We start from the raw sequence: 26,696 nt of genomic DNA on the forward strand, positions 1-26,696 counted from the left end.
TTCGGTAACCGGAACGCCCGCGACGAACACGACAGGTCAGCACCATGGACACCCACGCCCTCCTCCTCTTCCTGGGGGTCGACCTGCTGCTGGTCTGCACCCCCGGCCCCGACTGGCTCTACATCGCCGCACGCGGCCTCGGCCAGGGCCGCCGCGCCGCGTTCACCGCCGTCACCGGCGTCTGCGCCGGCTACGCCGTGCACACCCTGCTCTCCAGCGCCGGCCTCGCCGCCGCCCTGCGCGCCGTCCCCGCCGTCCTGCCCGTCCTGCGCCTCACCGGGGCCGCGTACCTGGTGGTCCTCGCCGCCACCATGCTGCTCGCGCTGCGCCGGGGCGGCTCGGCCGTCCTCGCCGAGTCCCGCCCGCAGCCCACCGTCACCGTGCTGCGCCAGAGCATGCTCACCGCCCTGCTCAACCCCAAGGGGCTGCTGCTCTACCTCTCCCTGGTGCCGCAGTTCGTCGACCCCGCCGCCGCCCTGCCGGTCGGCGGCCAGGTGCTCGCCCTCGGCTCGCTCAACGTGCTGGCCTGCGCCGTCGTGTACGGCCTGGTCGCCCATGCCAGCGGACGCCTCGGCGGCCGGTTCGGCTCCACCCCGCAGGCCGCCCGCCGGATGACCGTCGTCTCCGCGGTGCTGCTGATGCTGGTGGCGGGCGTCACTGCGAGCGCCTGAGAACGGGAGCAGAATGCGGGCATGACAGAGCGTCCGATGCCCCCGGTCGACCAGCCCGCCCCCCACGACGCGCCGACCGCGCACGCGTGGGACGCCCTCGGCGGGCCGGCCGGGCTGCTGGAGCGGGTCTCCTTCCACGGCCCCGACCGAGTCCTGCCCGCCCGGCTCCCCGTCCGCCGGCTGGCCCGGGCCACCGTCGCCGCCTGTTCGCTGGCCGCCGCGGAGCTGTCCGCCCTGCGGGCCGGCGGCGCCGTCCCGGAGGTGAGGATCGACCAGGGAGCCGTCGCCACCGCCTTCGTCAGCGAGCGCCATCTCCAGATCGACGGCCGCACCCCGGTCAGCTTCGCGCCGCTCTCCGGCTTCTGGCAGGCCGCCGACGGCTGGGTCCGCACCCACGCCAACTACCCGCACCACCGCGACCGGCTGCTCGGCGTCCTCGGACTGCCCGCCGGCACCGGGCCCGAGCAGCTCGCCGGGACGCTGCGGGAGCACCCGGCCGCCTGGATCCAGGACCGTGCCTACGCGGCGGGGGCGCTCGCCGTCGCCATCGCGCCGCCTGGTGACACCACGCACCCTCTGGTCGAGATCCGGGTGGCCGACGCCGCCGCCGCCCGCCCGCTGGCCGCCGCGCCGCTGCCCGCCGCCGGCGTCCGCGTCCTCGACCTCACCCGGGTGATCGCCGGCCCCGTCGCCACCCGCACCCTCGCCCTGCTCGGCGCCGACGTCCTGCGCGTCGACTCGCCCCGGCTGCCCGAGGCCGAGGACGCCCACGCCGACACCGGCTTCGGCAAGCGCTCCACCCGCCTCGACCTCGCCGACCCGGCCGACCGCGCCGCGTTCGAAGAGCTGCTCGCCACCGCCGACGCCGTCGTCACCGGCTACCGCCCCGGCGCCCTGGACGCCTACGGCCTCGCCCCCGACGCCCTGCTCGAACGCCGGCCCGGCCTGATCGTCGCCCAGCTCAACGCCTGGGGCTGGACCGGCCCCTGGGCCGGGCGCCGGGGCTTCGACAGCCTGGTCCAGGCCGGCGTCGGCATCGCGGCCGTGGAGGCGGGTGACGGTGCCGGGGACGGTGCCGGGGCTCTCGGTCCCGCCGGGCGCCCCGGCGTGCTGCCCGCGCAGGCCCTCGACCACGGCACCGGCTACCTGATCGCGGCCGGCGTCCTGCGTGCCCTCACCGACCAGCGCACCGGGCGGCCCGGCGGCCGCCACCTGCGCTACTCCCTGGCCGGCACCGCCTCCTGGCTCCAGCACGGCATCACGCCCGCCCCGCCGCTGAACGACCTGCCCTACGAGCCCGGGCGCTGGCTCGCGGAGACCGGCTCGCCGTACGGCCGGCTGCGCCACGCCCTCCCCCCGGTCTCCTACACCGGCGCACCCACCGACTGGACCCGCCCGCCCGGGCGCTGGGGGACGGACGCGCCGGCCTGGCGCTGACGAATCCGGTGCGGCGCCGACGGGCGGGCCCGGCGCGGACGAGGCGGTGCGGTGCTGATGCCGTCCCAGGTGTCCGGGTGTCGGAGGCATCTGGCAGCATCCCTCACATGCCTGCACACGCCACCGACTTCACCTGGTTCGAGGACCGCTACCCCGACCTCGCCGAGGCCTACTGCCTGACGCACGTCCAGGGGATCTCCGCCGACGATCTGCTGCGGCGGTTCGACGCCGTCCCGGGCCGTCGGGTCACCGGCCTGGCGGCGGTCGTGGAGGCCTGGGAGGAGTTCGACGACGGCGAGGACGAGCACGCCCCGGAGGGCGACGAGGAGCTGATGCTCGTCGCCGTCACCGAAATCGACGGCTGGGCCGTCGCGGTCGAGGCCAACGGCTACCTGGGCTCCCTGTGGGACGTGCTGCCCAGGCTCGCCGAGGGCACCCGCCTGGTCTCGCACTTCCGCAACTGCAACGCGGTGGACAGCTTCCACTGGCAGGAGGGGGCGCTGAACCGGCTGCATTTCGAGCCGCTCTTCCCCACCCAGCGCGACGGCGAGGACGCCGAGGCCCCGGGGGTGGCGGAGCTGCTCGCGCACTGCGGCTTCGACCTCACCGACGCCGACCACGCCGGGCCCAGGCTGCACACCGAGGCGGCGTTCGCGCTCGCCGAGCGGCTGACGGACGTCCGCCTCACTCCGGAGCGCCTGGACGCGGCGGGCTTCCTGCTCGGCTACGCCCCGCAGCCGTAAGCGGCCGTAGCGGCCGTTTGCGGGCGCACGCAGACGTGGGTGGCCGGGGTCCCCGGCTCCGGGGTCAGACGCCGGAGGGAATCTGCTTGGCCCGGGAGCGGACCTGGAAGGCCGTCACGACCTCGATCAGGCCCAGGATCACCAGCCAGCACCCGGCCAGGACGGTCAGGGCGGTGATCGACCCGACCGGCCAGACCATCAGCAGCACGCCCGCCAGCGTGTTGGCCACGCCGGCGAAGGCCTGCCAGCCGCGGGCGGGCATGGCGTCGTCCGAGATCGCGGCGGCGAGCTGGGTGATGCCCCGGAACAGCCAGCCGATGCCGATCCAGATCGCCAGCAGCAGCAACGACTGCGCCGCGCTGCGGAAGCAGAGCAGGCCGAGCAGCACGCAGATGGCGCCGCTGATGAACGCCAGCACCCGCATGGCGGTACTGGCGTGCGTGCCGAAGGCGGCGACCAGCTGCACGATCCCGATGATCAGCAGGTAGAGGCCGAACAGCACGCCCACCACCAGGAGGGTCTGCTTGGGCCAGACGAAGACGACGATCCCGAGCGCGAGCGAGGCGAGCCCGGCGATCAGCAGCACCTGCCAGGCGGCCTTGGCGAGCAGCGCGAGCGGGCCCTGGACCGGGGAACCGTTGGGGGTGATGATCGGGGAGACCACGGTGGCGTACTCCTGACGGCGGGTGACGGGCGGGGGCCCACAGGCCCGCACGGGCCTCTGCGTGGCCGGGCGGGCCCGTGACGGGTGGGCGCTCCTCATGATCGTCACGGGAGGGGCCGGCCGCCCGTCGGGTACGCCCGTTCGGGGGATGGCACGGGTCGGGCACGGGGCGGGACCCGGGCATGGGGCCGCGGATCCGCGGCCCGGGACGCGAACTGATCTCCCCTCAGCCACCCCGGGGACACCTTCCGCTCACACGCGGTAGATATCATCCGGCGATATGACTTCTGCAGGGTGGGGGACCCCTCCGGTCGAGCCGGTCAGCCAGCACTACATCGTCTGTGGCGGCAACGCGCTCGCCCACCGCCTGATCGTCGAACTCGTCGAACACTACGAGGTCCCGGTGGTGGTGCTGGTCCCGGACCGCACACGCGAGCACGCGCCGCAGATCGAGCAGTTGCCCGGTGTCGCCGCCGTGGTCGAGTACAGCAGCCTCACCGAGGAGGTGCTGCGCGCCGTCCGGGTCGAGACCGCCCGCGGGATCGCCCTGGTCGACGGCAGCGACCAGGAGAACATCCACACCGCGTTGAGCGCCCAGGAGCACAACCCCGACATCCGCATCGTGCTGCGGATGTTCAACCAGCGGCTCGGCGAGAACATCGAACGGCTGCTGAAGAACGGCGCCGCGCTCTCCGGCTCCGCCACCGCCGCGCCCGCGTTCGCGGCAGCCGCCCTCTCCCGCCCCAACTCCGTCCAGGTCGGCGACCGCTTCCTGCACATCGCCTACGACGACGACATCGACTCCGGCCGGATCTGCATCGTCGCCGACCAGATCGACCGGCAGGACCTCACCCGGATCCGGCTGCTGCCCGAGCAGGAGGGCGACTCGGCCCCCTTCGTCCGGCTGGCCTCCGAGTTCGGCGACGACGGACCGGTCCGGCGGGGTGGAGCCGGGGGCGGGGGCGGCGGAGCCGGCGGCGGGGGAGAGGACAGGGGAGAAGGCGGAGGAGAGGACAGGGGAGAGAGCGGGGGAGTTCCTGCGCAACGGGAGCCGGAGCCCGAGGAGACCGGCGGCGTGGCCGCGCTGCAGGCCCTGCCCAGCGAACCGCCGGTCCGGATCGCCTGGGCGCGCCGGCTGCGCTGGCGGCTGCTCGACACCCTGCGCTACTTCACCAGCGCCCGGCTCCGGCTGGTGCTGATCACCGCGCTCGCCGCGGTGCTGATGGCCTTCGGCCTGCTCTGGTACCTCAACCGGGACTTCGGCTGGTCGCTCTACGTCTCGCTGCTCGACCTGGCCGGCGCGGCCCAGCCCGACCAGCCCGCCGACGCGGCCTCGGGCGCCGGCACCGGCGGCCTCTGGCAGCGGGTCGCCCAGGTGGTGATCACCTTCTGCGGCATCACCTTCGCGCCGGTCGCGACCGCCATCATGGTCGAGGTGCTCGGTTCCGGCCGGCGCGGCCAGCACCGCAACCCCGGCGCCGGCACCCGGGACCACGTCATCGTGGCCGGCCTGGGCAACGTCGGCACCCGCGTCGTCGCCCAACTGCACGGACTGGGCGTGCCGGTGGTGGGGCTGGAACGCGATCCGCAGGCGCGCGGCATCTCGGCGGTCCGCGCGCTCGGCGTGCCGGTGGTCGTCGACGACGGCCCGCTCGCGGAACAGCTGCGCCGGGCCCGGCTCAAGCACAGCCGGGCGGTCGTCGCGGTCAGCGGGGACGACGCCACCAACCTGGAGGCGGCACTGGAGGCGCGTGCGGGGCGGCCGGACGTCCGGGTGGTCGTCCGGCTGTTCGACGACAACTTCGCGAGGCACGTCTACGCCACGCTGGACAACGCGGCCTCCCGCTCGACCTCCTACCTGGCCGCGCCCGCCTTCGCCGCCGCCCTGATGGGGCGGGAGGTGCTGGGCACCCTGTCGGTCTTCCGGCACGTGCTGCTCATCGCCGAACTGCGGGTCGAGGACGGCAGCGGCCTGATCGGCATGAACCGGCACGACCTGGAGGACCCGGGCGGCGTCCGTGTGGTCGCCGTCCGCCTGGCCCGCAGCCCGCACACCTACCAGTGGAACTACCCCGACCGCACCCGCGCCCTCGTCCCCGGCGACCGGATCGTGGTGGCCGCGACCCGCAGCGGCCTGGCCCGGCTCAACACGGCGCTGGTGAGCGAGGAGTGACGGGCCCGGCGTCGACGGGTCACGGCCGGCAAGTCCCGGTGGACGGGCGGCGGCTGACGGACTTCAGCATCCGTCAGCCGCCACGGGTGACGCGTCACCCGCCGGTCCCCGGCCGCCGACGGCCGGCCGCCGTCGCCGAACCGCTGCCGGTCGCCGCCGTTCCGGTCAGCGGTGGGTGAAGGAGGCGGGCCGCTTCTCGGCGAAGGCGGCCATGCCCTCCTTCTGGTCGGCCGTGGCGAACGCGGCGTGGAACAGGCGCCGCTCGAAGCGGACGCCCTCGGCGAGGGTGGTCTCGAAGGCGCGGTTGACGCTCTCCTTCAGCATCATGGCGGCCGGTGCCGACATCTCGGCGACCTTCTCGGCGACGGCCAGCGCCTCGGCCAGGAGCTGGTCGGCCGGGACGATCCGGGAGACCAGGCCGGCCCGCTCGGCCTCCTCGGCACCCATCATCCGGCCGGTCAGACAGAGCTCCATCGCCTTCGCCTTGCCGACCGCACGGGTCAGCCGCTGCGAGCCGCCGATGCCCGGGATGACACCGAGCTTGATCTCCGGCTGCCCGAACTTCGCGGTGTCCGCGGCGAGCAGGATGTCGCAGAGCATCGCCAGCTCACAGCCGCCGCCCAGCGCGAAGCCCGCCACCGCCGCCACCACCGGCTTGCGCAGCTCGCCGAGCCGGTCCCACGGGCCCAGCCAGTCGTCCAGGTAGACGTCGGGGAACCGGTTGCCCTGCATCTCCTTGATGTCGGCGCCGGCCGCGAAGGCCTTCTCCGAGCCGGTGATCACCAGGGCGCCGATCTCCGGGTCCCGGTCGAAGGCGGTGGCGGCCGCGACGACCTCGTTCATCAGCCGGGTGTTCAGCGCGTTCAGCGCCTCCGGCCGGTTGAGCGTGATCAGCCCGACCCGGCCCTTGCGCTCGACCAGGATCGTCTCGTAGGTCTCGGTGGTCTCGGTCATCGCCGTTGACTCCCATGTCCGCTGCTCGGCACCGCTCAGGGGGCGCCCTGACCGCCCAACGATCTCCGAAGCACCCCTGCTCGCGCCAGTCTTGCCATGCGAGACGGTCGTCACGGATCGCGCCGCCCGCCACCGTCGGCCACGGGCGGACCCGCACGCCCCGTACGGCTCGGTGGCCCGCACGCCGTGGCGCTCGGCGGCCCGCCGGGCGGTGACAGCCCCGACGACGCCGCGGCGGGCGAGCGCGTTGGGTCGCCGCGGCGCGGGCGGCGACGGTGACCGACCGCCCCCGGGGCCCGGCCCCGCCCGATCAGGCCAGGCCCAGCTCGTCGCCCTCGCGCGGTGCGAAGTGGCGGGCGACCTCCGCCTCCGACACCCCGGCGAGGTCGGCGGGCGACCAGCGCGGGTTGCGGTCCTTGTCCACCACCTGCGCGCGGATGCCCTCGACCAGGTCGTGCCCGGCCAGGGCCGCACAGGAGATCCGGTACTCCTGGTCCAGCACCGCCTCCAGCGTGGGCAGCGTGCGGGCCCGCCGCAGCGCTGCCAGGGTGACCTTGACGGCCGTCGGCGAGTTCCCGAGCACCTGCTCGGCTGCCTCCTTGGCCTCCGGGAGCCCCGTGTCCAGCAGTCGCGCGACGATCTCCTCGACGGTGTCGGCGGCGTAGCAGGCATCGATCCACTCCCGCTGCGCCGCGAGCGCGGCCGGCGGCGCCGCCTCGGCATGAGCAGTGACGACGGCGGCGACATCGGCGGCGACGGACGCGGCCGGGTCCGCTGCGGCGGTCAGCTCCGCGAGCAGCGCGGGGACGGCCGCCGAGGGCACGAAGTGGTCCGCGAAGCCGCAGAGCAGTGCGTCCCCGGGCCCCATCGAGGCGGAGGTGAGCCCGAGGTGCGTGCCCAACTCGCCGGGGGCGCGGGCCAGGAGAAGGCTGCCGCCGACATCCGGCACCAGGCCGATCCGGGTCTCCGGCATCGCCACGGTGGAGCGCTCCGTGACGATCCGCACCGCGCCGTGGGCGGAGAGACCGACGCCGCCGCCCATCGTGATGCCGTCCATCACGGCCAGGTACGGCTTCGGGTACCGGGCGATCAGGGCGTTCAGCCGGTACTCGTCCCGGAAGAACGCCCGCGACCCGGCCCCGCCCGCCTTGGCGTCCTCGTGGATCGCCCGGATGTCCGCCCCCGCGCAGAGCCCGCGCCCGCCGGCCCCGGTCAGCACCACGACGCGCACGGCGTCGTCCGCCGCCCAGCCCTCCAGCGCCGCGTGGACGGCCGTGATCATGCCGTGCGTCAGCGAGTTGAGCGCCCGCGGCCGGTCGAGCACGATCCGCCCGACGCCGCCGTCCCGGTGGACCTGCACCTCTGCACTCATCGGGCCCGCTCCCGTTCCTCGTCGCCGCGTGTTCGAAGATCCTCGCCGCCCACGGTACAAGGTCCTGTCCGGACAGGGCCGGGGTGGCGGGCGTGCGAAGGGCGGCACCGGGAGTCCGGCGCCGCCCTTCACCCACCGGCCGTTACGGCACGACCCGGCCGGTCACCTCGCCGAAGCCGACCACCGTGCCGTCGCGGCCGGGGGCGGTGGCGGTGATGGTGACCTCGTCGCCGTCCTCCAGGAAGGTGCGCGTGGTGCCGTCGGGGAGCTTGAGCGGCTCCTCGCCGTTCCAGGTGAGCTCGATCAGCGCGCCCCGGGTCTCGGGCCCGGGGCCGCTGACGGTGCCCGAGGCGAAGAGGTCGCCGGTGCGCAGCGAGGCGCCGTTCGCCGTCATGTGGGTGAGCTGCTGCGCCGCCGTCCAGTACATCGAGGCGAACGGCGGGCGCGAGACCGGGTGCCCGTTCAGGCGGATCTCCAGCCCGAGGTCCAGGCCCCAGGGTTCGCCGCCGCGGTCGTCCAGGTAGGGGAGCGGCTCGACGTCCCGGGCCGGCGGGGTGACGCGCGCGTGCTCCAGGGCGTCCAGCGGCACGATCCACGGCGAGACCGAGGTGGCGAAGGACTTGCCGAGGAACGGGCCGAGGGGCACGTACTCCCAGGCCTGGATGTCCCGCGCCGACCAGTCGTTGACCAGGCAGACGCCGAACACGTGCTCGCGGAAGTCGTCCAGGGTGACGGGCGTGCCGAGCGTGGACGGGGCGCCGACCACGAAGCCGACCTCCGCCTCGATGTCCAGCCGGCGGGTCGGGCCGAAGGACGGCACCGCGTCGGCGGGCGCCTTGCGCTGCCCGTGCGGGCGGACCACCGGGGTGCCGGAGACCACGACCGTGCCGGCCCGGCCGTGGTAACCGATCGGCAGATGCTTCCAGTTGGGGGTGAGCGGGTCCGAGCCAGGGCGGAAGATCCGGCCCAGGTTGGTGGCGTGGTGCTCGGAGGCGTAGAAGTCGACGTAGTCGGCGACCTCGAACGGCAGGTGCAGCTCGACCTCGGCCACCGGGACCAGCAGCGGCGAGAGAGCCTCCCGGAACGACTCGTCGGTGAGCCAGTGCGTCAGCGACGCGCGGACCTCCGACCAGACCGAACGGCCCGCACCCAGCAGCGGGTTGAGGGTGTCGGCGTCCAGCAGGGCGGACGGCGCCCCGGCGGCGAGGGCGGCGGCGCCGGCGTCGAGGACGAACTCCCCGATGCGCACGCCGATCCGCCGGCGGCCGGGCCGGTCGGCCGCCGTGAAGACGCCGTACGGCAGGTTGTGCACGCCGAACGGCGAGTCCTGGGCGCTGGCGAGCCAGCTGCGGGGCGTGGTCAACGGTCCTCCTGGGGCGTGGGGCTGGGGCGGGCCCCGGGCGACAGCAGGCCGAGGGCGGCCAGGTCGTCCAGGGGCTCGGCGATGCTGCAGGTGCCGAACGCGGTGAACGAGTTCCGGATCACCGTAACCTGACGGTCGGTCAGTTCGCGGACCGCCTTGGCCAGCACCTCGCCCGAGCGCTCCGCCAGCACCTCGGCCGCGGCCCGCCGGTCGGTCTCCAGCGCGGCCAGCAGGACGTTCAGGAAACCGTGGTGCTCGAAGCCGGTGACCGGGTCGGTGTGCCGGACGGCGTTGTGCAGCCCTGCCGTGCACTTGTACGGCAGGCCGCGCTGCGCGCAGCCGGTGAGGAAGCCGGCCAGCTCGTCCTCGTCCGGGAAGGCGCCGGCCACGACCCCGCCGGTGCGGAACTTCGCCCGGTACGGGCTGTCGACCAGCACGTCCAGCACCTCGCCCAGGGCGTCACCGCGCAGCAGTTCGCGCGGCAGCTCGACGGCGGCCGGCACGTCCGGTGGCAGCAGCAGGTCGAGGGCGGCCACCGCCTCGTGGGCGTCCCGGGTGGCCAGCTCGACGCCGGCCAGTTCGAACGGCGCGGCGGCGGCGAGCGCCGGGCCGAGCTCGGCACTGCCCCCCGGCAGTACGAGCCCGACCCGGAGAGCGTCGCCCGCGCCGGCCGGGGCCGCCGCGGCCAGCTCGCCCAGCCGGCCCGCGCCGCAGAGCAGCGGGCCGACCGCCTCGGCGTACCACGCGGAGCGGTGCGCGCGGTGCGCCGGCACCGCCTCGGCGAGCGGCAGGTTCCCCGGCGGGAACACCGCCGCGTCGTCGAAGAGGCCCTGGAAGAGCGGGGGGACGGCGCCGTCGGAGCCGGTGGGGGCGCCGCTCATCGCTGCGGCCCCCGGCCCGACCACGTCCAGGCGTAGTTGGAGTCCTCGCTCGCCCGGCCGCCCTCGCCGAGCTCCAGCGGGCGGAAGGTGTCCACCATGACGGCGAGCTCGTCGAAGAACTCCACGCCGATGCTGCGCTCGTACGCACCCGGCTGCGGGCCGTGGGTGTGGCCGCCGGGGTGCAGCGAGATCGAACCCTGGCCGATCCCCGAGCCCTTGCGGGCCGCGTAGTCGCCGCCGCAGTAGAACATGACCTCGTCGCTGTCCACGTTGGAGTGGTAGTACGGGACGGGGATCGACAGCGGGTGGTAATCCACCTTGCGGGGCACGAAGTTGCAGATCACGAAGCCGTTGCCCTCGAACACCTGGTGCGCGGGCGGCGGTTGGTGGATCCGGCCGGTGATCGGCTCGTAGTCCCGGATGTTGAGCACGTACGGGTAGAGGCAGCCGTCCCAGCCGACCACGTCGAACGGGTGGTGCGGCACGGTGTACCGGGTGCCCGAAATGCCGTTCGCCCCCCGGTGCTTGACCAGCACGTCCACGTCCGTGCCCTCGACCAGCAGCGGGCCGGACGGGCCGCGGAGGTCCCGCTCGCAGTACGGGGCGTGCTCCAGCAGCTGGCCGTACTTGGAGAGGAAACGCTTCACCGGGGTGATGTGGCTGTTCGCCTCGATGCAGTACGCGCGCAGCGGCTCGTCGCCGGACGGCACCCAGCGGTGGGTGGTCGCCCGTGGGATGACCACGTAGTCGCCCTGGCCGACCTCCAGCGTGCCGAACACCGTCTCGACCGTGCCCGTGCCGGACTCCACGTACACGCACTCGTCGCCGAGCCCGTTGCGGTACAGCTCGCTCGGGGCCCCGGCGGCGACGTACGAGATCCGCACGTCGGCGTTGCCGAGAACGAGGCGGCGGCTGCCGACGACGTCCGCGGACTTCCACTCCTGGCCCGCGAACAGCTCGTGCAGCTTGAGGTGGCGGGGGAGCAGGGGATGGTTGGCCACCGTGGACTGGTCCGGCAGCTCCCACGGCACCGCGTCCACGACGGCCGAGGGGATGCCCCGGTGATAGAGCAGCGAGGAGTCCGAGGAGAACCCCTCCTCGCCCATCAACTCCTCGTAGTACAGCCCGCCCTCGGGTGTGCGGTGCTGGGTGTGCCGCTTGGGCGGGATGCTGCCCAGCTGCCGGTAGTACGCCATCGTCCTGCTCCTCCTGGCCCGTCCGTCGGTTCCTTGCCGGTCACCGCGTGACCGGCTCTGATCAGGGGTGGTGATCAGAGGTTGCCGCGACGGTCCTGCTCGCGCTCCAGGGATTCGAAGAGCGCCTTGAAGTTGCCCTTCCCGAAGCCGAGCGAGCCATGCCGCTCGATGAACTCGAAGAACACGGTCGGCCGGTCGCCCTGCGGCTTGGTGAAGATCTGCAGCAGGTAGCCGTCCTCGTCGCGGTCGACCAGGATGCCGCGCTTCTTCAGCTCCTCGACCTCGACGCGCACCTTGCCGATCCGGGCGCGCAGCTCCGGGTCGTCGTAGTACGAGTCGGGGGTGGAGAGGAACTCCACGCCGTTGGCACGCAGCTGGTCGACGGTGGAGAGGATGTCGTTGGTGGCGAGCGCCAGGTGCTGGCAGCCCGGGCCGCCGTAGAACTCCAGGTACTCGTCGATCTGCGACTTCTTCTTGGCGATGGCCGGCTCGTTGAGCGGGAACTTCACCCGGTGGTTGCCGCTGGCCACCACCTTGGACATCAGGGCCGAGTACTCGGTGGCGATGTCGTCGCCGACGAACTCCGCCATGTTCACGAAGCCCATCACCCGGTTGTAGAACGAGACCCACTCGTCCATCTTGCCGAGCTCGACGTTGCCGACCGCGTGGTCCAGCGCCTGGAACAGCCGCTTCGGGTGCCCGGCCGGGCGGGTCACCCTGGTCTGGGCGGCCACGAAGCCCGGCAGGTAGGGGCCGTGGTAGCGGGAGCGGTCGATCAGGGTGTGCCGGGTCTCGCCGTAGGTGGCGATCGCGGCGCGGCGCACGGTGCCGTGCTCGTCGGAGACGTCGTTCGGCTCCTCCAGCACTCTGGCGCCCTGGGCGCGGGCGTGCGCGATGCACTTGTCGACGTCCGGCACCTCCAGCGCCAGGTCGACGACGCCGTCGCCGTGCCGGCGGTGGTGGTCCAGCAGGGGGCTGTCCGGGGCGACACCGCCCTTGATGACGAAGCGGCAGGAGCCCGAGCGGAGGACGAAGGCCTTGCGGTCGCGCCGGCCGGTCTCCGGACCGGAGTAGGCGACCAGCTCCATGCCGAACACGGCCTGGTAGAACTGCGCCGTCTGGGTGGCGTTGCCCACCACGAACACGATGGCGTCCTGCGCGATGACAGGGAACGGGTCCGTGGCGGGGTCGTGCTCGACGAGTCCGACGAGGCGGCGCAGCTGCTCGGCGTCGAGACCGGCCTCGCGTTCCTCGGGGGTGAGCTCAAGGGCGTGGGACTGCGGGGTCATCGGTCGTTCCTCCACATTGAGGCCTCGGCATTGAGGCATCCGCTTGAGGCGGCCGCGCCGCATAGGGTGGGCGGTGCGGCTGAGCGGAGAGCTTGCTCCTTGCGGGATGGTTGGGCAACAGGTCGGGATTTCACTGTTCAATGTGTACAAGCTGATCAGGAAATCCTGGGTTCGGCTGGGCAAAATGTGCTGCTGATCGGGGTGGCGGCGCAATCTGCCGACACCGGCTGGTCGGCCGGTCGGCCGGGACGACGGTGCCGGCCCGGCGTGCAAGGTCTGCCTGGTCAGGCCGGTGAGCCGGGTGGCAGGTGGCGCAGGAACCAGTCGCGGGCCAGCTCGGCGACCCGGTCCAGCGTGCCCGGTTCCTCGAACAGATGGCCCGCGTGCGGCACCACCGCCAGTTCACTCTCGCAGCGAAGCCGGGACCGCGCCTGCCGGTTCAGATCGATCACCGTGCCGTCCCGGGCGCCCACCACCAGCAGCGTCGGCGCGGTGACCGCGGCCAGCCGCCCGGGACCGGCGAGGTCAGGCCGCCCGCCCCGGGAGACCACGGCGCGCACGTCGTCGCCCAGCCGGGCCGCCGTCCAGAGCGCGGCGGCGGCGCCGGTGCTGGCGCCGAAGAGGCCGAGCGGGAGCTCCTGCGTCTCCTCCTGGTCCGCGAGGCGTCCGGCGACGGCGGTCAGCCGGGCGCCGAGCAGGTCGACGTCGAAGACCTTCCGCCGGTCCGGCTCCTCGGCCTCGGTGAGCAGGTCGAACAGCAGCGTCGCCAGGCCCGCCCGGTTGAGGTACGCGGCGACGTAACGGTTGCGCGGGCTGTGCCGGCTGCTGCCGCTGCCGTGCGCGAACACCACCACGCCCGCCGCCCGCGCCGGGACGGTCAGCCGCCCCGCCAGCAGGACGCCGGCGGCCGGTACGGTCAGCTCACGGTCCACCTCGACGGGCGCCGGCGGGTGGCCGCCACGCGCCTCGGCGAGCAGGCGCAGCACCTCGTCGTCCCCGGTCTGCGAGAAGTCGGCGTAGAACTCGCCGATCGCGAAGAACGGCGACGGCGTTCCGACGCAGACCAGCTCGTCGGCCACGTCCGAGAGCCGGTCGGTCCAGTCCCCGGGTGCCACCGGGACGGCCAGGACCACCCGGTCCGCGCCCCGGGCCCGGACGATCCGGCAGGCCGCCCGGGCGGTGGAGCCGGTCGCGACACCGTCGTCGACCACGACCACGGTGCGACCGCGCAGGTCGGCGGGCGGGCGGTCGCCCCGGTAGCGGCGGGCACGGCGCTCCAACTCGGCGCGCTCCGCCTGCTCCACCCGGGCGAGCTGCTCGGAACTGACCCCGGCGATGCGCATCACCTGGTCGTTCAGCACCCGGACGCCGTCCTCGCCGATCGCGCCCATGCCCAGCTCCGGCTGGTAGGGCACGCCCAGCTTGCGGATCACGCAGATGTCGAGCGGGGCGCCGAGCGCTGCCGCCACCTCGGCGGCCACCGGCACACCGCCGCGCGGGAGGGCGACGACGACGGTGCCGGGGCCGCGCAGGTGGCCCAGGCGGGCGGCCAGCTTGCGGCCCGCGTCGGTGCGGTCGGTGAAGTGGGTACCGGTGACGTGCATGGCGCGGCCTCCGACTTCCACCGTACGTCGGCGGGGCGGAGGTGGGGCGGGGGCGCAGGTGGGGCCGGCTGCGGTTGGGCGGGGGCCGGGCCGGGCGGGGCCGCGGTGGAGCGCGGGTGGCCTTCGGCGCGGGCATGTCCCGTGCTCCGCCCGGGACGCGGATGGGCCCGGTCGCCCGTGCGCCCGGGACACCGGGCGCCGGAATGTGGGGTCGGACCGGCCGCCCGGTGGGTGTCTCGCCCGGCCGGGCGGCCGCGTCCGAACCGGCTGCGCCCGCCCGCACGGACGCGAGGCCCGGACGGACGTGTGCACCCCCGACGGGACGCGCCCGAAGCAGCAGCCCGAGCAGAAGGAATCACACCGTGACCCTCCACCGTCCGCACCGACCGCCCGGCGATCCCGCCGCCGTGCACGACCCCGCCGCCGTGCACGACCCCGCCGCCGTGCACGGCCACGTCGACGGCCCGGTCCACGCCCACGGCCCGGTCCTGCCGCACGGACCGCACGCCACCGGCGAGCCGGTCACCGGCCGGACGGTGGGCACCGCGCTGCCCGTCCGCCACCAGGTCCGCTTCGTGCCCGGTGTGCTGGATCCGGGCAACCCCGCCCTGGCCCGGGTCGGCGGACCGCCCGGGCGGCGGCTGGTCGTCGTGGAGGCCCGGGTGCACGAGCTCTACGGCCACCACCTCCACCGTTACCTGGCCGCCCGGGGTGTCGAGTACGAGACGCTGGTCCTGCTCGCCCACGAGCAGGTGAAGACCATGGACTCCGTGTTCCGGGTCGCCGACCGGATGGACTCCTTCGGCACCTCCCGGCGGGGCGAGCCGGTGATCGCGATCGGTGGCGGCGCGCTCGCCGACACCGTCCGCCGTCGTGACGGCCGGCAACGGTTGCCACTGCCGGCGGGGATCGGGTCGGGCGTATTCGTGGACGATCTGACTGATCGTGAACATGCCTGCGCTGCGTGGTGGTTGAGGAACTGGTCGACCGCAACCCCGGTCGGTGAGGAGCGCGCGGAGCCGGAGGGATGTGAGGTCCGTGCGTAGCGCGGTCGTGGTCGCTGACACCGGCACACCGGCGGCCGTCCACGGTGTGCCCGGCGCGGCCGGGGTCACGCGGTCGGCCTGCCCGGCCCGCCGCGCCGGGCTCGCCGGGGCCTGGGAGGCCGTCGAATGGGTGCGCATCCCGCCCGGCGGGGTCAGCGGGGAACACCTGCACACCCGCACCCGGGAGGTCCCCGTCGTGCTCGCGGGGAACGGCGTGGTCACGCTCGACGGCCGCCCGTACGCCGTCGGCGCCGGAGACGCGGTGCTGACGGCGGTCGGCACCCGGCACTGCCTGCGCAACCTCGGAGCGGGGGCACTGGAGCGGCTGGTGATCGAACTCCCGGCGCAGTGGGACGGCGACGCTCTCGTGGGCAGCACGGTGATCCGGGACCTGCGGCGCACCGGCCCGGTGGACCCGTCAGCCCTCCTCGGCGGTCCGCTGCGCCTGCTGCAGTCCGCCCGCCTGGCTCCCCGGGAGCGGGCCGGCCACACCGCCGACGGGGTCGAGCACACGCTCTTCGTCACGGCGGGGAGCGGCCGGGCCGCAGCCGGGGAGGTACGGGTGCCGCTGCGGCCGGGGACGGCGCTCACCCTGCCGCTCGGCAGTGCGGCGGACCTGGCGGCCGGCCCGGACGGGCTGGAGTACGTCCACGCGGAGCTCGTGGTGGAAGGGACGGCGGCCGCAGCCGGCTGACGGATGTCAACCGGCCGATGCCGGACGACGGATCGCAACTCCTGCCGTCGGTCATCTGCCGGTTTCTGCGGGTGCCCGCCCCCGGTGCTTCCCGTCCGGCCGCTCCCGGCCGCCTCCGGCCTGTCCCGGCCGGATCTGCCCTGTCCCGGTCGCTCCCGGCCGGGCCCGGGACCGGCCGGGACGGGAACGGCGGCTCAGGTGCCCGGGGCGCCGGGCGGCCCATGGTCGAGGTCACAGACCCAGCGGGAGGAGGACCATGATGGGCCGCACCGCCGAACTCGACCGCCGCATCCTGGCCGGACCCGCGAACTTCGCCCTCCTGGTGCGCGGCGGCGAAGCGGCCTGGATGGAACTCGCCGACCGCCTGGCCGAGTTCGAAGCCGATCGATTCATCCTGGTGACCGACGGTGCTGCTCCCGCCGACCATCTCGCCCGGGTCCGGACCATCGCCGAGGCGCTGGCCCCGTGCACCGTCCTCGCACCGTCCGATCGGCCGCCGGCGCGACCGGCGTCCGGCGGCCGGACCGTGGTGATCGCGATCGGTGGCGAACGGGCCTGCGGCGTCCCGGCCGACGTCCGCCTGCCGACCACGCTCGCGGCAGCGTGCGGCCCCGCGCTCGCGCTGCTGCGCCCGCCCCAGGGCGGGCACCGGGCTCCCCGCACCGCGCCCGCGCTGGTCTGGGTCCGCAGCGATGTGCTGGCCGGCCGTCCCGCTCCGGAGACCCGGGCCGGCATGGTCGAGGTGATCCGCCACGTCCTCGCCGTCTGCCCGGCGCAGTACGAGGTGCTCGCCAAGGTACTGCGCCCGGACGGCCGTTACTCGCCGCAGGCCATTGCCGCCTGCCTCGCCCTCTGCGCCGACGCCCGTGCCGCGCTGGTCTGCTTCGATCCGTTCGAGACCGGCCCGGCCCTCGCGCTCGACTACGGGCGGAGTCTCGGCGCGGCGGTGCACGTCATCGCCGCCGCCGCCGGCGACGCCGATGCCGCCAACGCCGCCGACGCCGGTGCCCCCGGTGCCGGCGTTGCCGCGCTCGCACCCGGCGACGCCGAGGCCCTGGGGCTGCTCCTCGCCGCCCGCATCGCCGTCCACCGCGGCCTGCTGGACGGTGCCGGGGCATGGGCCCACCACGCACTGCTCGCCCGCAACGGTTCGGCGACGGCCCTGCCCGCGCTCCCCGTCCGGTCCGCCGGGACCGGCGCCCGCACCCCGGCCGCCGTACTCGCCGCCACCGCCGGGCCCGGTCTGCTGCTGCTCGCCGGCCTGGGGCACCCGTACTGCGCGCGCGGCCGCCTGCTCACCCCGGTCGACGCCACCGAGCTCCGGGCAGCCGTCGAGGGCCTGGGCCGGACCGCCGTTCCGCACAGCCGCGTCCCCGCCCCGGAGCCGCTGGCCGCCGCCACCGGATGACCGGCGGGCGGGGAACGGGCGGCACACGGGGAGCAGGACGGGACCGGCTCCCCGTGTGGCCGGGACGGCGGGCGCGACACCGTGGAAACCAGAGGCGGACCAGCACGGACCGCCGGAGAACCAGAAGGAGTCCTGTCATGACGGGAACGGTCATCACCGACCTCCGCCGCCGCGGCGCCGTCGACCCGAGCCGGGTCCTGACCGGCCCGCTGCGCGCGGTCGGCCTGCAGTGGCTCGACCCGGGCCGCAGCACCGAGGTCGCCGCCGAGGGCGTCGAGCACGCCCTCTACATCACCGCGGGCTCGGGCACGGCCACCGCCCCGGACGCCGATGCGCAGGCGGGCCCCGATGCCGGAATCCCGCTGCTCGAGGGCACCGCGCTGACCCTGCCGCTCGGCGCCCGGACGGCCCTCACCGCCGGTACGGCGGGCCTGGAGTACTTCCACGCCGTCCTCGCCGTCACCGGGCTCCCGGCCGGCGCCGAGGCCCCCGGGCACTCCGAAGCCCCCGACCACCCGGACCACCCCGACCACCCCGAGCGTCCGAAAGGAGGCGAGCCCAGGTGATCGTCACCACCGCCTCGGCCGCCGCCGTCATCCTCGGCCCGCACGGCGAACGGATCAGGCTGCGCTGCCTGGCCCGCCGTTCGATGCTCAGCAGTGCCTGCGAGCCCTTCGACCACCTGCGGCTGAGCCCCGGCGCCCACCACGTGATACCCGGGCAGGCCGAGGCCGAGACCGTCCTCTACGTGCTGCGTGGCTCCCTCCTCGTCGGCCGAGCGACCGACGGGCCGGACCACTTGGCCGTCGACGGTGATCTGCTGCTGGCCCGCCGGGCAACGTCGCTGCACCTCGACGCCGGACCGCTCGGCGCCGAACTTCTGGCCCTCACCCTCGCCGCACCCCGCCGCGCCGCGGCTGCCAGGGACGCCCTGGCCGGCCGCCGCGCCGAACGACGGACCCGCCCGTGAACGCCCGGGCCTGAACTCCGGCCTCACCCGCCCAAACGCCCGCCGTCCCGACTGCCGCTCCCGCCCTGGGACCGGAACGGGACGGCGGGCTCATGTGCCCGGGCCGGGCCCCCGCGCACAGTGGTGGAAGAGCGGCCGATCGGCTCGACCACTCGGAAGATCTGGAGCTATCCCCATGACTGCAAACACCGCAACGAAGGCACTGCGCGTGGCGTCCCTGCTGGTGGGTGTCACTGCGGCGGGCGCGGCGATCAAGTGTGCTGTGACCGCCTCGTCGAGTACGTCCGACGCGACAGCCATCGGCAGCCGGCCGGCCAAGCGGCCGGACGCCACGGCCGTGCGCGCGGCCCGACAGTGCGGGCCCGGCGACAAGCCGCCCTGCTGACCGACCGGACATTCCCTCACGGGGGCTGCCCCCGGTACCGGACCTGGTACCGGGGGCAGCCCCTGTGAAGCGGGCCGGGCCGTGGGCGCCGTGGTGGACCGGGCCCACGGTCCGCGCGCCCGCGCCCGGCCGAGCGGCTTCGTACAGCCGGCCGGATGCTCAGGCGGCCGCCTGCCGCCTGCCGCCTGCCGCCTGCCGCCCGCCGCCTGCCGCCCGGCCGGGCGGTCAGGGCGTGGTGGGGTAGCGGGGCAGTACCGCGAGCACCCGGGTGCCGTGGTTCAGCGGCGCGACGGTGCAGCAGCCACCGATCTCGGCGGCACGGTCGGACATGGACCGCAGCCCGACACCGCCACCCACCTCCGTCCCACCCGCCGCAGCCACGGCCTGCGCAGCACCGGCGGCCGCAGCCCCGTCCGCCGCAGCCCCGTCCGCCGCAGCCCCGTCCGCCGCAGCCCCGTCCGCCGCAGCTTCGATCGTGGCGTCGTCGGTGCCACCGGGGCCGCTGGAATCCGCGCCGCCGGAATCCGCGCCGCCCGCCGGCGACTCTCCGCCCGCGATGCCGACGCCGTCGTCCTGGACGGTGAGGGTCAGCTTCTCGCGGTCCACCGAGACGCAGACCTCGGCGGACCGGGCGCGGGCGTGCCGCAGCACGTTGTTGAGCGCCTCCGCCGCGATGCGGTACACGGCCACCTCGACCGCGGCGGGCAGCTCCGGCAGGGGGTCCGGCCGCACCGTGACGTCGATGGACAGGCCCGCGCCGGTGAACGTGGTGCCCAGCTGCCGGACCGCCCGGGTCAGCCCGAACTCGCCGAGCTGCGCGGGCCCCAACCGGTCGGTGATCCGCCGGACCTCCTTGATGGTCATCGCCAGGTCGGACGAGATGCCGCGCAGGCTGCCCGCGAGCCGGTCGTCCTCGGCGAGCCCGATGCCGGCGCTGTCGACCCGCAGCCGCAGCCCGGCCAGGGCGGGCCCGAGGCCGTCATGGATGTCCCGGCGCAGCCAGCGCCGCTCCTCCTCGCGTGCGGCGACGATCTGCTCCCGGCTGGCCTGGAGGTCCTCCAGCAGCCGGAGGGTGGCAACCGCCGGCGAGGCCTGGTCGGCGAGCGAGCGCAGGATGTCCACGTCGCTGCGGTCCAGCTGCTCCTCGCCGGCCCGGAGCCCGACGTTCAGCTCACCGATGACGGTGCCGTTGTGGACGAGCTCGAAGCCCTGCCTGGTCCCGTCCAGCCGCCCGACCGCGGCCAGCCGGCGCGAGCCTGCCCGCGTGCTGACGGTCAGGGCGACTCCGGGCAGTCTCAGCTCCTCGGCGACGGTCGAACAGAGCGCGACGGGTAGCCGCTCGGGGTCGACCACCTGCCGGACGCGTTCTGCGAGCGTCCGCAGCACCTGGTAGGGCTGGGCACGCTCGCCGTAGTACAGCCGGTCGACCAGCCCGCACGCCCACCGGGCCGCCCGTGGCAGACCGGAGCCCAGCGCGAAGACGAGAACGATCAGCAGCAGGGCCGCAGCGCCGCGCCCGGGCACCAGCCAGCTCGACAGCAGACCGGCGAACACCACGAACAGCGTGGTCAGCCCGGTGGCGAGCAGGAGCCCGCTGAGGATCCGGCGGGCGGCCCGGTCGAGCTTCCAGCCGCCGTCCTTGATGACCAGAACGGCCACGGCGACGACCCAGAACGCGCTCGCCGCGGCCCAGAGCACATAGGCGCGCCAGTAGTCCTCCGCGGCCGTCCGGGTGTAGAAGTCCTGCATGGCGGCCCACCACAGATAGGCCGTGAGCATCAGGCCGAGGTGCAGGCGGTTCCTCGGGGCCGATCTGAGCAGCCGGGCCAGCAGCACGGCCCCCGCGAAGGCGACCAGGGCGTAGAAGACCTGCTGGTCGTACGCGCCCACACGGTCGTAGAGCCACGCCAGCGCCCGGGCCGGCGGGGCGCCCGCCACCGGGTTGGCGCGGTCGAACATCCGGTCGTCGCCGATCTCCGACAGGTAGATCGTGATCTGCCAGAGTGCGACCGCACCGATGTACCAGTACCACCGGCGGTCCGTCAGCCGCCCGGAGGGGAGCCAGAGCGGCAGGACGAAGAACAGCGTCTCGCGGACCGTGTCGCAGACGGCGTCGAGCACGGTCACCGCGCCCACGATCCCGGGGTCGCCGACCTCGACCCAGACGGCCGCGGCCGCCGCGTCGGGGGCGATCGAGGCGAGCGCGTAGATCAGCATCACCCAGCCGAGCGGGCTGCCGGGCCGGTGCGCGTGCAGCAGCATGCCGGCCCCGGCGGTGGGCAGCGCGTAGGCCAGTACGAGCAGCTGGTTCCGGGGCACCACCACGGCCGGATTGCCCAGATGGGCGAGAACGTAACAGCTCCACAGGGTGGCGAGGGCCAGGCACAGGCACGTGACGGCGGCGGCCGCCGCGAGCTGCCGCTGGGCACCGGTGCGACGGGCGGCGGGCCGGCGGGTGCAGGCGGGCGGCCGGGGCCGGGGCCGGGGAGAGCTCACCGTGATCATGGCACCGCCTCGAAACGGGCTGGGGTGTGGTCCGCCGACGGCCGTTCGCCGGGCACTGGTGGCAGTCTCGTCGGCCCGCCGTCCCGGGCGCATGGGGCAGCGGTCTCGTCGTGCGTGCAGGAGGTCCGGACGGGCGGGCGACACTCCGAACATGTCACGGAAAGTCACTCGACCATCGCTGGTAGTGTCGTCCAGGTGGACCAACAGCACCCCGCCGCCCAGCCCGCTCCGCAGCCGGCCCCCGGCCCCCGGGACGAGCCGCAGGACGCGCCACGGGACGAACCCGCGGAGCAGCCCGCCCGCGCGGCCGTCCGGCAGCCCGCCGGCGAAGGGCCGGACGGGTACGACGGCGGGCCGGGCTCCGGGCCGACGGGTGCACAGGCCCGCGATCAGGCGGGGGACCCCTCCGGTGAGCCGTCAGGGGACCCGCCCGGGGAACCGGACGGCTCACCCGTCCGGGTGCTGATCGTCGACGATCACCCGCTGTTCCGCGAGGGCCTCAAGGCCGCACTGCAGAGCGCCGAGGGCATCGCCGTGGTGGCCGAGGCCGAGCGGGTCGGCGCGGTGCCGGACGCGGTCGCCCGGCACCGCCCGGACGTGGTGGTCATGGACCTCTCGCTGCCGGACGGCTCCGGGCTGGAGGCCGCCCGCCTGCTCGCCGCCCAGCCGCCGGCTCCGCCGGTGCTGATGCTCACCATGGCCGACGACGACGGCAGCCTGCTGGCCGCGCTCCAGGCGGGAGCGCGCGGCTACCTGGTGAAGGGCGCGGGCCGGGAGGAGGTGCTGCACGCGGTGCGGACGGTCGCGGCGGGTGGTGCGGTGTTCGGCGCGGACGTGGCAGGCCGGATCACCGCGCTGCTGGCGGGGGCCCGGCTGCGCGAGGCGGGCCAGCTGTTCCCCGCGCTGACCGCCCGCGAGGCGGAGGTGCTGGACCTGGTGGCGCGGGGGCTGGACAACCGGCGGATCGCCCGCGAGCTGGTGGTGGCGGAGAAGACGGTCCGCAACCACGTCACCCACATCTTCGAGAAGCTGCACGTGGCGACCCGCGCGGAGGCGGTGGCCCGGGCGCGCGACATGGGCCTCGGCGACGGCTGACCCGGCCCGGACACCCCGCTCGGACGGCGACCCGGACGGCGCCCTGGTCGAAGCGCGGCCCGGAGCGCCGGCCGGGGCCACGACTGCACCGCGGGCCGGACCCGGGGCCGGGACCGGCCTGCCGTTCCGCGCGCCCGGGACGGCGGGCCGCCGAGGATGCGGGGAAGGGGGTCCGTCCGGGACCCCCGCAGGCGCCCGTACGGAGGCTCACACGGAGGCCCACATGAGCGAACCGGCCGCGGCCAGCATGAGCCGAGCCACCGCCGACCGGCCGGGGCAGGCCGGCCTGACCTGGGCCTACTGGGCCTGCGGGCTGACGCTGGCCAGCGGCCTCGGCTGGGTGGTGCTGGCCCTGACCCGCCAGGACGCCGCCTGGGCCGAGCCGTTCTTCCTCCACGACGGCGAGACGGTGCTGCTGGGGTTCGCCTTCGGGCTCTCCGGCCTGCTGATCCTCGCCCACCGCGCCGGGCCGGACGAACCGGCACTCGCCGCCGTACCCCCACGCGCCACCGCCGCACGCCCACGCGCCACCGCCGCACCAACCCCCGAAGCCGCCCGCCCAGGCCCCGGGGAGCCCCGCCCCGTCGGCCGCAGCCTCGGCGTGACCATGCTCGCCGCCGGCCTCGGCGGCTGCCTCTCCCGCTTCTTCCTGCTCGCCACCGCGTCGGCCGGCGCCGGCCCCGTGCCGGAGGCCGTCGGCGCGGCGATGCTGCTCGCCTCGGTCACCCTGTTCATCTTCCTGTCCCTCGCGCTCCCCCTCTGGCTGCCCGAGGGCCGGCTTCCCGGCGGTTGGGGGCGCCTCTTCGTCGCCGCGATCGCGGTGTGGAGCGCCTGCCACGCCTGCGTGGTGCGGCTCGGCGTACCCCTGCCCTACTTCGGGGACGTCCTGGTGCCCCAGGGGGAGGGGCTGCCGCTGGACGAGTGGCACGTCACCCTCGTCTCCTGGGCCGTCGTCACGGGCAGCCTGACGGTGGCCGCGGTGCGGTGGCGGCGCTCGGCCCGCCCGCACCGGACGGTCGCCCCGGTGCTCGTCCCGTACCTGATCTGGCTGATCACCACCAACCTCGCGCTCCGGATGGGAAGTTCGGAGAGTTTCGGTGCGGTCGCCTACTTCACCGGCTCCGCACTCTGGATGCTCGGCGCCGTCGGCTACGCCTTCACCCGCGACCGCTCCCGCTACCTCGACCGTGCCACCCGCCGGATGCTCAGCGTGCTCGCCCTCACCGCGATGCTGATCTCGGGCTACCTCGGCATCGGGCTGCTGCTGCGCCGCGCGCTGCCCCATGCCGGCACCGCCGGTGCCCAGCTCCTCGCGGCCGGCGCGCTCGCCATCGGCGGACTGCTCGGCCCGACCACCCGCTGGGTGCTCCGCGCCGTCGACCGCTTCTACTACGGCGACCGGGCCCGCCCCTACCAGGTGGTGCGCGAGCTCGCCGAACGGCTCAGCCGCGCCGTCAGCCCGGCCGACGCGCCGCCGCTGCTCTGCGACACGGTGGTCAACGCCCTCGGCCTGCCCGGCGCCCGGGTCGTCCTGCACACCCGCAACGGCCCGCACGAGGTCGCCTCGGTCGGTACCGTCGCTCCCAACAGCCAGGTGTTCCCCCTCGGTTACGAGGGCGCCGTGATCGCTGACCTCTACGCGCCGCCGCGCGCCGGCCAGCCCGTACTGGACGCCCAGGACCACGAGGTGCTGCGCTTCCTCGCCGACCAGGCCGCGCCGGCCATCGCCTCGCTGCGCATGTACGAGGAACTCCAGGCCGGGCGACGGCAGATCGTGCTGGCCCGGGAGGAGGAGCGCCGTCGGCTGCGGCACGACCTCCACGACGGGCTCGGCCCCACCCTCTCCGGGCTGCGGCTCGGCGTCGACACCGCGCGCGCGGCCGTTCCCGAGGACTCCCCGGCCGCCCGGTCGCTGCGCGCGGTCTCGGCCGGGATCGGGCAGGCGATCGTCGAGCTGCGCCGGATCACGGAGGGTCTGGCGCCGGCGGCGCTGGCCGGCGACGGGCTGGCGGGCGCGCTGCGCCGGCTGGTCGCCGGGCTGGACGGGGACCACGTCCGGCTCGCCCTGGTGCTCGACCCGGACCCGCCGCCCGCGCTGCCGGCCGCCGTCGAGGTGGCGGTGCTGCGGATCAGCGGCGAGGCGCTGAACAACGTGCTGCGTCACTCGGGCGCCACGGAGGCCCGGTTGACGCTGCGCGTGCGCCCGGACGAGGTGGTGGTCGAGGCCCGCGACGACGGCCGCGGTTTCCCGGGCCCGGGCCCTGCCGGCGCCACCGCCGGCTCCGGCCGGGCCGAGCCGTCGCCCCTCCCGGTGGCCGATGCAGCGCCCGGTCACGGGCCCGGCGACGGGCCCGGCGAAGTGTCCGGGGCGACGACCGACCACCGGGCGGGTTCCGGTCTCGGCCTGCGCTCGATGGCCGAGCGGGCCGAGGAATTGGGTGGCGGCTTCACCGCCGTCAACCACGACGGCGGCGCCATCGTCCGGGCGGTGCTGCCGCGGACGCCGGCCGCCTCCGAGGCGGGTGCTCCGAGCGTGGGCGCGCGCAGCGCGTCGGAGTTCGGCTGACGGACGACGGCTGCCGGATGTCACGATCCGTCAGCTGTTGTCCGTCATGCGCCTGCCGTCAACCGTGCCGCCGCCACGCCCGGCCCTCTTGACGGAACCGGGGGTTGCCTTAATCATCATGGTCGCGTCAACTTCGCGGGCGCGCCCCTGTTCTTGCTCTGCACATCGACCGGACCCCTACTCCGGCCGGCCCCTGACTCCACCGTCGCCCGCGAGGTTCCGCACTTTCCGTTCTGCCCCACCAGAAACCGGAGCCTCCCTTGACCGAGCGCGCCTCGCGGCGATCCCGCCTGCGCCGATCCGCCCTGTCGACCGGGGCGGTCGTCACTCTCGCCGCCGCCCTGTTCGCCCCCGCCGCAGCCGCGGCCCCCACGGCGGCCCCCGCCGCACCGGCCAACAGCACGGCGGCTGCCGCCGCCCCCGACATCCCGGTCGCCAACGTGAAGGCGCACCTGGCCCAACTGCAGTCGATAGCCACCGCCAACGGCGGCAACCGCGCCCACGGGCGGGCCGGCTACAAGGCCTCGATCGACTACGTGAAGGGCAAGTTGGACGCGGCGGGCTTCACCACCACGCTGCAGACCTTCAGTTACAACGGCTCGACCGGCTACAACCTGGTCGCCGACTGGCCGGGCGGGGACACCTCGCACGTCGTGATGGCCGGAGCCCACCTGGACTCCGTCACCGGAGGCCCGGGCATCAACGACAACGGCTCCGGCTCGGCCGGCATCCTGGAGACCGCGCTGGCCGTCTCCCGGGCCGGGCTCAAGCCCGCCAAGCACCTGCGCTTCGGCTGGTGGGGCGCCGAGGAGTACGGCATGGTCGGCTCCAAGAACTACGTCAACGGCCTTCCCTCCGCCGAGCGTTCGAAGATCGACACCTACCTCAACTTCGACATGATCGGCTCGCCCAACCCGGGCTACTTCACCTACCGGTACGACACCGCGCTGGACGCGCTGTTCCGCGAATACTTCGCGGGCCTCGGCATCGCCACCGAGCAGGACTTCGAGGGCGACGGCCGCTCCGACCACGCCCCGTTCCAGGACGCCGGCATCCGCGTCGGCGGCCTCTTCAGCGGCGCCGACTACACCAAGACCAGTGCCCAGGCGGCCAAGTGGGGCGGGACGGCGGGCCAGCCGTTCGACCGCTGCTACCACTCCTCCTGCGACACCAGCGCCAACATCGACGACACGGCGCTGGACCGGATGAGCGACGCCATCGCCTACGCGGTCTGGACGCTCTCGGCCGGCGACACCACGCCGCCCACCGGCACCGTCTTCGAGAACACCGCCGACGTCCAGATCCCCGACTACGGCTCCGCGGTGACCTCCGACCTCGCGGTGACCGGGCAGACCGGCAACGCGCCCGCCGCCCTCAAGGTCGGCGTCGACATCAAGCACACCTGGCGCGGCGACCTCGTCGTCGACCTGGTCGCGCCGAACGGCACCACGTTCCGGCTGAAGAACTCCAGCGGCAACGACTCCGCGCCCAACGTCCAGACCACCTACACGGTCAACGCCTCCGCGGTGCCCGCCAACGGCACGTGGAAGCTGAAGGTCCAGGACGTGGCCCGGCAGGACACCGGCTACATCGACAGCTGGAAGCTCACCTTCTGACGCCCTCGCGGCAGGAGGGCGAAGCAAGCCGCACGAGGTGAAGGGGTGCCGGCCGCCGCCGGCA

The 26,696-nt window shown here is 74.9% G+C and carries 22 protein-coding genes; 13 read left to right on the top strand and 9 right to left on the bottom strand.

Annotation, left to right across the window (positions count from 1 at the left end):
* Positions 1–44 precede the first annotated feature (44 nt).
* From ACZ5WK_RS03510 to ACZ5WK_RS03520, 3 genes are all read left to right on the top strand, one after another.
* On the top strand, positions 45–671 hold the full coding sequence (locus ACZ5WK_RS03510; RefSeq protein WP_465544519.1) for a LysE family translocator: 627 nt from the start codon (positions 45–47) through the stop codon (positions 669–671).
* Between the two features lie 21 nt (positions 672–692).
* Positions 693–2,108, top strand: coding sequence for a CoA transferase (locus tag ACZ5WK_RS03515; protein WP_465544521.1), 1,416 nt, complete (start codon positions 693–695; stop codon positions 2,106–2,108).
* Between the two features lie 107 nt (positions 2,109–2,215).
* Positions 2,216–2,851 carry a DUF6461 domain-containing protein gene (locus tag ACZ5WK_RS03520; protein WP_465544523.1) on the top strand — a complete coding sequence of 212 codons (636 nt, stop codon included), beginning with the start codon at positions 2,216–2,218 and terminating at the stop codon, positions 2,849–2,851.
* A 64-nt stretch (positions 2,852–2,915) separates the two neighbouring features.
* Here ACZ5WK_RS03520 and ACZ5WK_RS03525 read toward each other — a convergent pair whose 3' ends face one another.
* Positions 2,916–3,515 (bottom strand): HdeD family acid-resistance protein, encoded by a 600-nt coding sequence (locus ACZ5WK_RS03525; RefSeq protein ID WP_465544524.1) that lies wholly within the window; start codon positions 3,513–3,515, stop codon positions 2,916–2,918.
* Positions 3,516–3,795: 280 nt separating this feature from the next.
* Between ACZ5WK_RS03525 and ACZ5WK_RS03530 the strand changes: the two genes are divergently transcribed.
* Positions 3,796–5,688 (top strand): NAD-binding protein, encoded by a 1,893-nt coding sequence (locus ACZ5WK_RS03530; RefSeq protein WP_465544526.1) that lies wholly within the window; start codon positions 3,796–3,798, stop codon positions 5,686–5,688.
* A gap of 165 nt (positions 5,689–5,853) precedes the next feature.
* Here the strand turns inward: ACZ5WK_RS03530 and ACZ5WK_RS03535 are convergent, their stop codons facing one another.
* From ACZ5WK_RS03535 to ACZ5WK_RS03565, 7 genes are all read right to left on the bottom strand, one after another.
* Positions 5,854–6,642 carry an enoyl-CoA hydratase gene (locus ACZ5WK_RS03535; RefSeq protein ID WP_396319784.1) on the bottom strand — a complete coding sequence of 263 codons (789 nt, stop codon included), beginning with the start codon at positions 6,640–6,642 and terminating at the stop codon, positions 5,854–5,856.
* Between the two features lie 310 nt (positions 6,643–6,952).
* On the bottom strand, positions 6,953–8,014 hold the full coding sequence (locus ACZ5WK_RS03540; protein ID WP_465544528.1) for an enoyl-CoA hydratase/isomerase family protein: 1,062 nt from the start codon (positions 8,012–8,014) through the stop codon (positions 6,953–6,955).
* 142 nt (positions 8,015–8,156) lie between these two features.
* Entirely contained in the window at positions 8,157–9,377 is a 1,221-nt protein-coding gene (gene fahA, locus ACZ5WK_RS03545; protein ID WP_465544530.1) for a fumarylacetoacetase, read from the bottom strand.
* Positions 9,374–10,258 (bottom strand): hypothetical protein, encoded by an 885-nt coding sequence (locus ACZ5WK_RS03550; protein WP_465544532.1) that lies wholly within the window; start codon positions 10,256–10,258, stop codon positions 9,374–9,376. Before ACZ5WK_RS03550 ends, fahA begins: the two co-directional genes overlap by 4 nt.
* Positions 10,255–11,454 (bottom strand): cupin domain-containing protein, encoded by a 1,200-nt coding sequence (locus ACZ5WK_RS03555; RefSeq protein WP_465544534.1) that lies wholly within the window; start codon positions 11,452–11,454, stop codon positions 10,255–10,257. The genes ACZ5WK_RS03550 and ACZ5WK_RS03555 overlap by 4 nt, the downstream gene beginning before the upstream one ends.
* Positions 11,455–11,528: 74 nt before the next feature.
* On the bottom strand, positions 11,529–12,743 hold the full coding sequence (gene hppD, locus ACZ5WK_RS03560) for a 4-hydroxyphenylpyruvate dioxygenase (protein WP_465544536.1): 1,215 nt from the start codon (positions 12,741–12,743) through the stop codon (positions 11,529–11,531).
* A gap of 284 nt (positions 12,744–13,027) precedes the next feature.
* The gene (locus ACZ5WK_RS03565) at positions 13,028–14,347 is read right to left on the bottom strand and encodes an alpha/beta family hydrolase (protein WP_465544538.1); all 1,320 of its coding nucleotides are present in this window, start codon (positions 14,345–14,347) and stop codon (positions 13,028–13,030) included.
* Positions 14,348–14,709: 362 nt separating this feature from the next.
* Here ACZ5WK_RS03565 and ACZ5WK_RS03570 point away from each other — a divergent pair, with 362 nt between their 5' ends.
* The 6 genes from ACZ5WK_RS03570 to ACZ5WK_RS03595 all read left to right on the top strand — a co-directional run bounded on the left by ACZ5WK_RS03570 (position 14,710) and on the right by ACZ5WK_RS03595 (position 18,850).
* The gene (locus ACZ5WK_RS03570) at positions 14,710–15,393 is read left to right on the top strand and encodes a hypothetical protein (protein ID WP_465544540.1); all 684 of its coding nucleotides are present in this window, start codon (positions 14,710–14,712) and stop codon (positions 15,391–15,393) included.
* Positions 15,386–16,087, top strand: coding sequence for a cupin domain-containing protein (locus tag ACZ5WK_RS03575; RefSeq protein ID WP_465544542.1), 702 nt, complete (start codon positions 15,386–15,388; stop codon positions 16,085–16,087). Before ACZ5WK_RS03570 ends, ACZ5WK_RS03575 begins: the two co-directional genes overlap by 8 nt.
* 256 nt (positions 16,088–16,343) lie before the next feature.
* Positions 16,344–17,495 (top strand): dehydroquinate synthase/iron-containing alcohol dehydrogenase family protein, encoded by a 1,152-nt coding sequence (locus ACZ5WK_RS03580; RefSeq protein ID WP_465544544.1) that lies wholly within the window; start codon positions 16,344–16,346, stop codon positions 17,493–17,495.
* A gap of 137 nt (positions 17,496–17,632) precedes the next feature.
* Positions 17,633–18,061: a hypothetical protein gene (locus ACZ5WK_RS03585; protein WP_465544546.1), complete on the top strand. Its 429-nt coding sequence runs from the start codon at positions 17,633–17,635 to the stop codon at positions 18,059–18,061.
* Positions 18,058–18,465, top strand: coding sequence for a hypothetical protein (locus ACZ5WK_RS03590; RefSeq protein ID WP_465544548.1), 408 nt, complete (start codon positions 18,058–18,060; stop codon positions 18,463–18,465). The genes ACZ5WK_RS03585 and ACZ5WK_RS03590 overlap by 4 nt, the downstream gene beginning before the upstream one ends.
* A 175-nt stretch (positions 18,466–18,640) precedes the next feature.
* Entirely contained in the window at positions 18,641–18,850 is a 210-nt protein-coding gene (locus ACZ5WK_RS03595) for a hypothetical protein (RefSeq protein ID WP_465544549.1), read from the top strand.
* Between the two features lie 225 nt (positions 18,851–19,075).
* On the opposite strand, the gene ACZ5WK_RS03600 is transcribed toward ACZ5WK_RS03595, so the two are convergent.
* Positions 19,076–21,355, bottom strand: coding sequence for a sensor histidine kinase (locus ACZ5WK_RS03600; RefSeq protein ID WP_465544550.1), 2,280 nt, complete (start codon positions 21,353–21,355; stop codon positions 19,076–19,078).
* Positions 21,356–21,814: 459 nt separating this feature from the next.
* Here ACZ5WK_RS03600 and ACZ5WK_RS03605 point away from each other — a divergent pair, with 459 nt between their 5' ends.
* The 3 genes from ACZ5WK_RS03605 to ACZ5WK_RS03615 all read left to right on the top strand — a co-directional run bounded on the left by ACZ5WK_RS03605 (position 21,815) and on the right by ACZ5WK_RS03615 (position 26,632).
* Positions 21,815–22,450 (top strand): response regulator, encoded by a 636-nt coding sequence (locus tag ACZ5WK_RS03605; RefSeq protein ID WP_465545209.1) that lies wholly within the window; start codon positions 21,815–21,817, stop codon positions 22,448–22,450.
* A gap of 223 nt (positions 22,451–22,673) precedes the next feature.
* Positions 22,674–25,016: a sensor histidine kinase gene (locus ACZ5WK_RS03610; protein ID WP_465544552.1), complete on the top strand. Its 2,343-nt coding sequence runs from the start codon at positions 22,674–22,676 to the stop codon at positions 25,014–25,016.
* A 305-nt stretch (positions 25,017–25,321) separates the two neighbouring features.
* Entirely contained in the window at positions 25,322–26,632 is a 1,311-nt protein-coding gene (locus ACZ5WK_RS03615) for a M28 family metallopeptidase (protein ID WP_465545211.1), read from the top strand.
* The last annotated feature ends 64 nt before the right edge of the window (positions 26,633–26,696 follow it).

The sequence above is a fragment of the Kitasatospora sp. NPDC032757 genome, assembly GCF_055579305.1.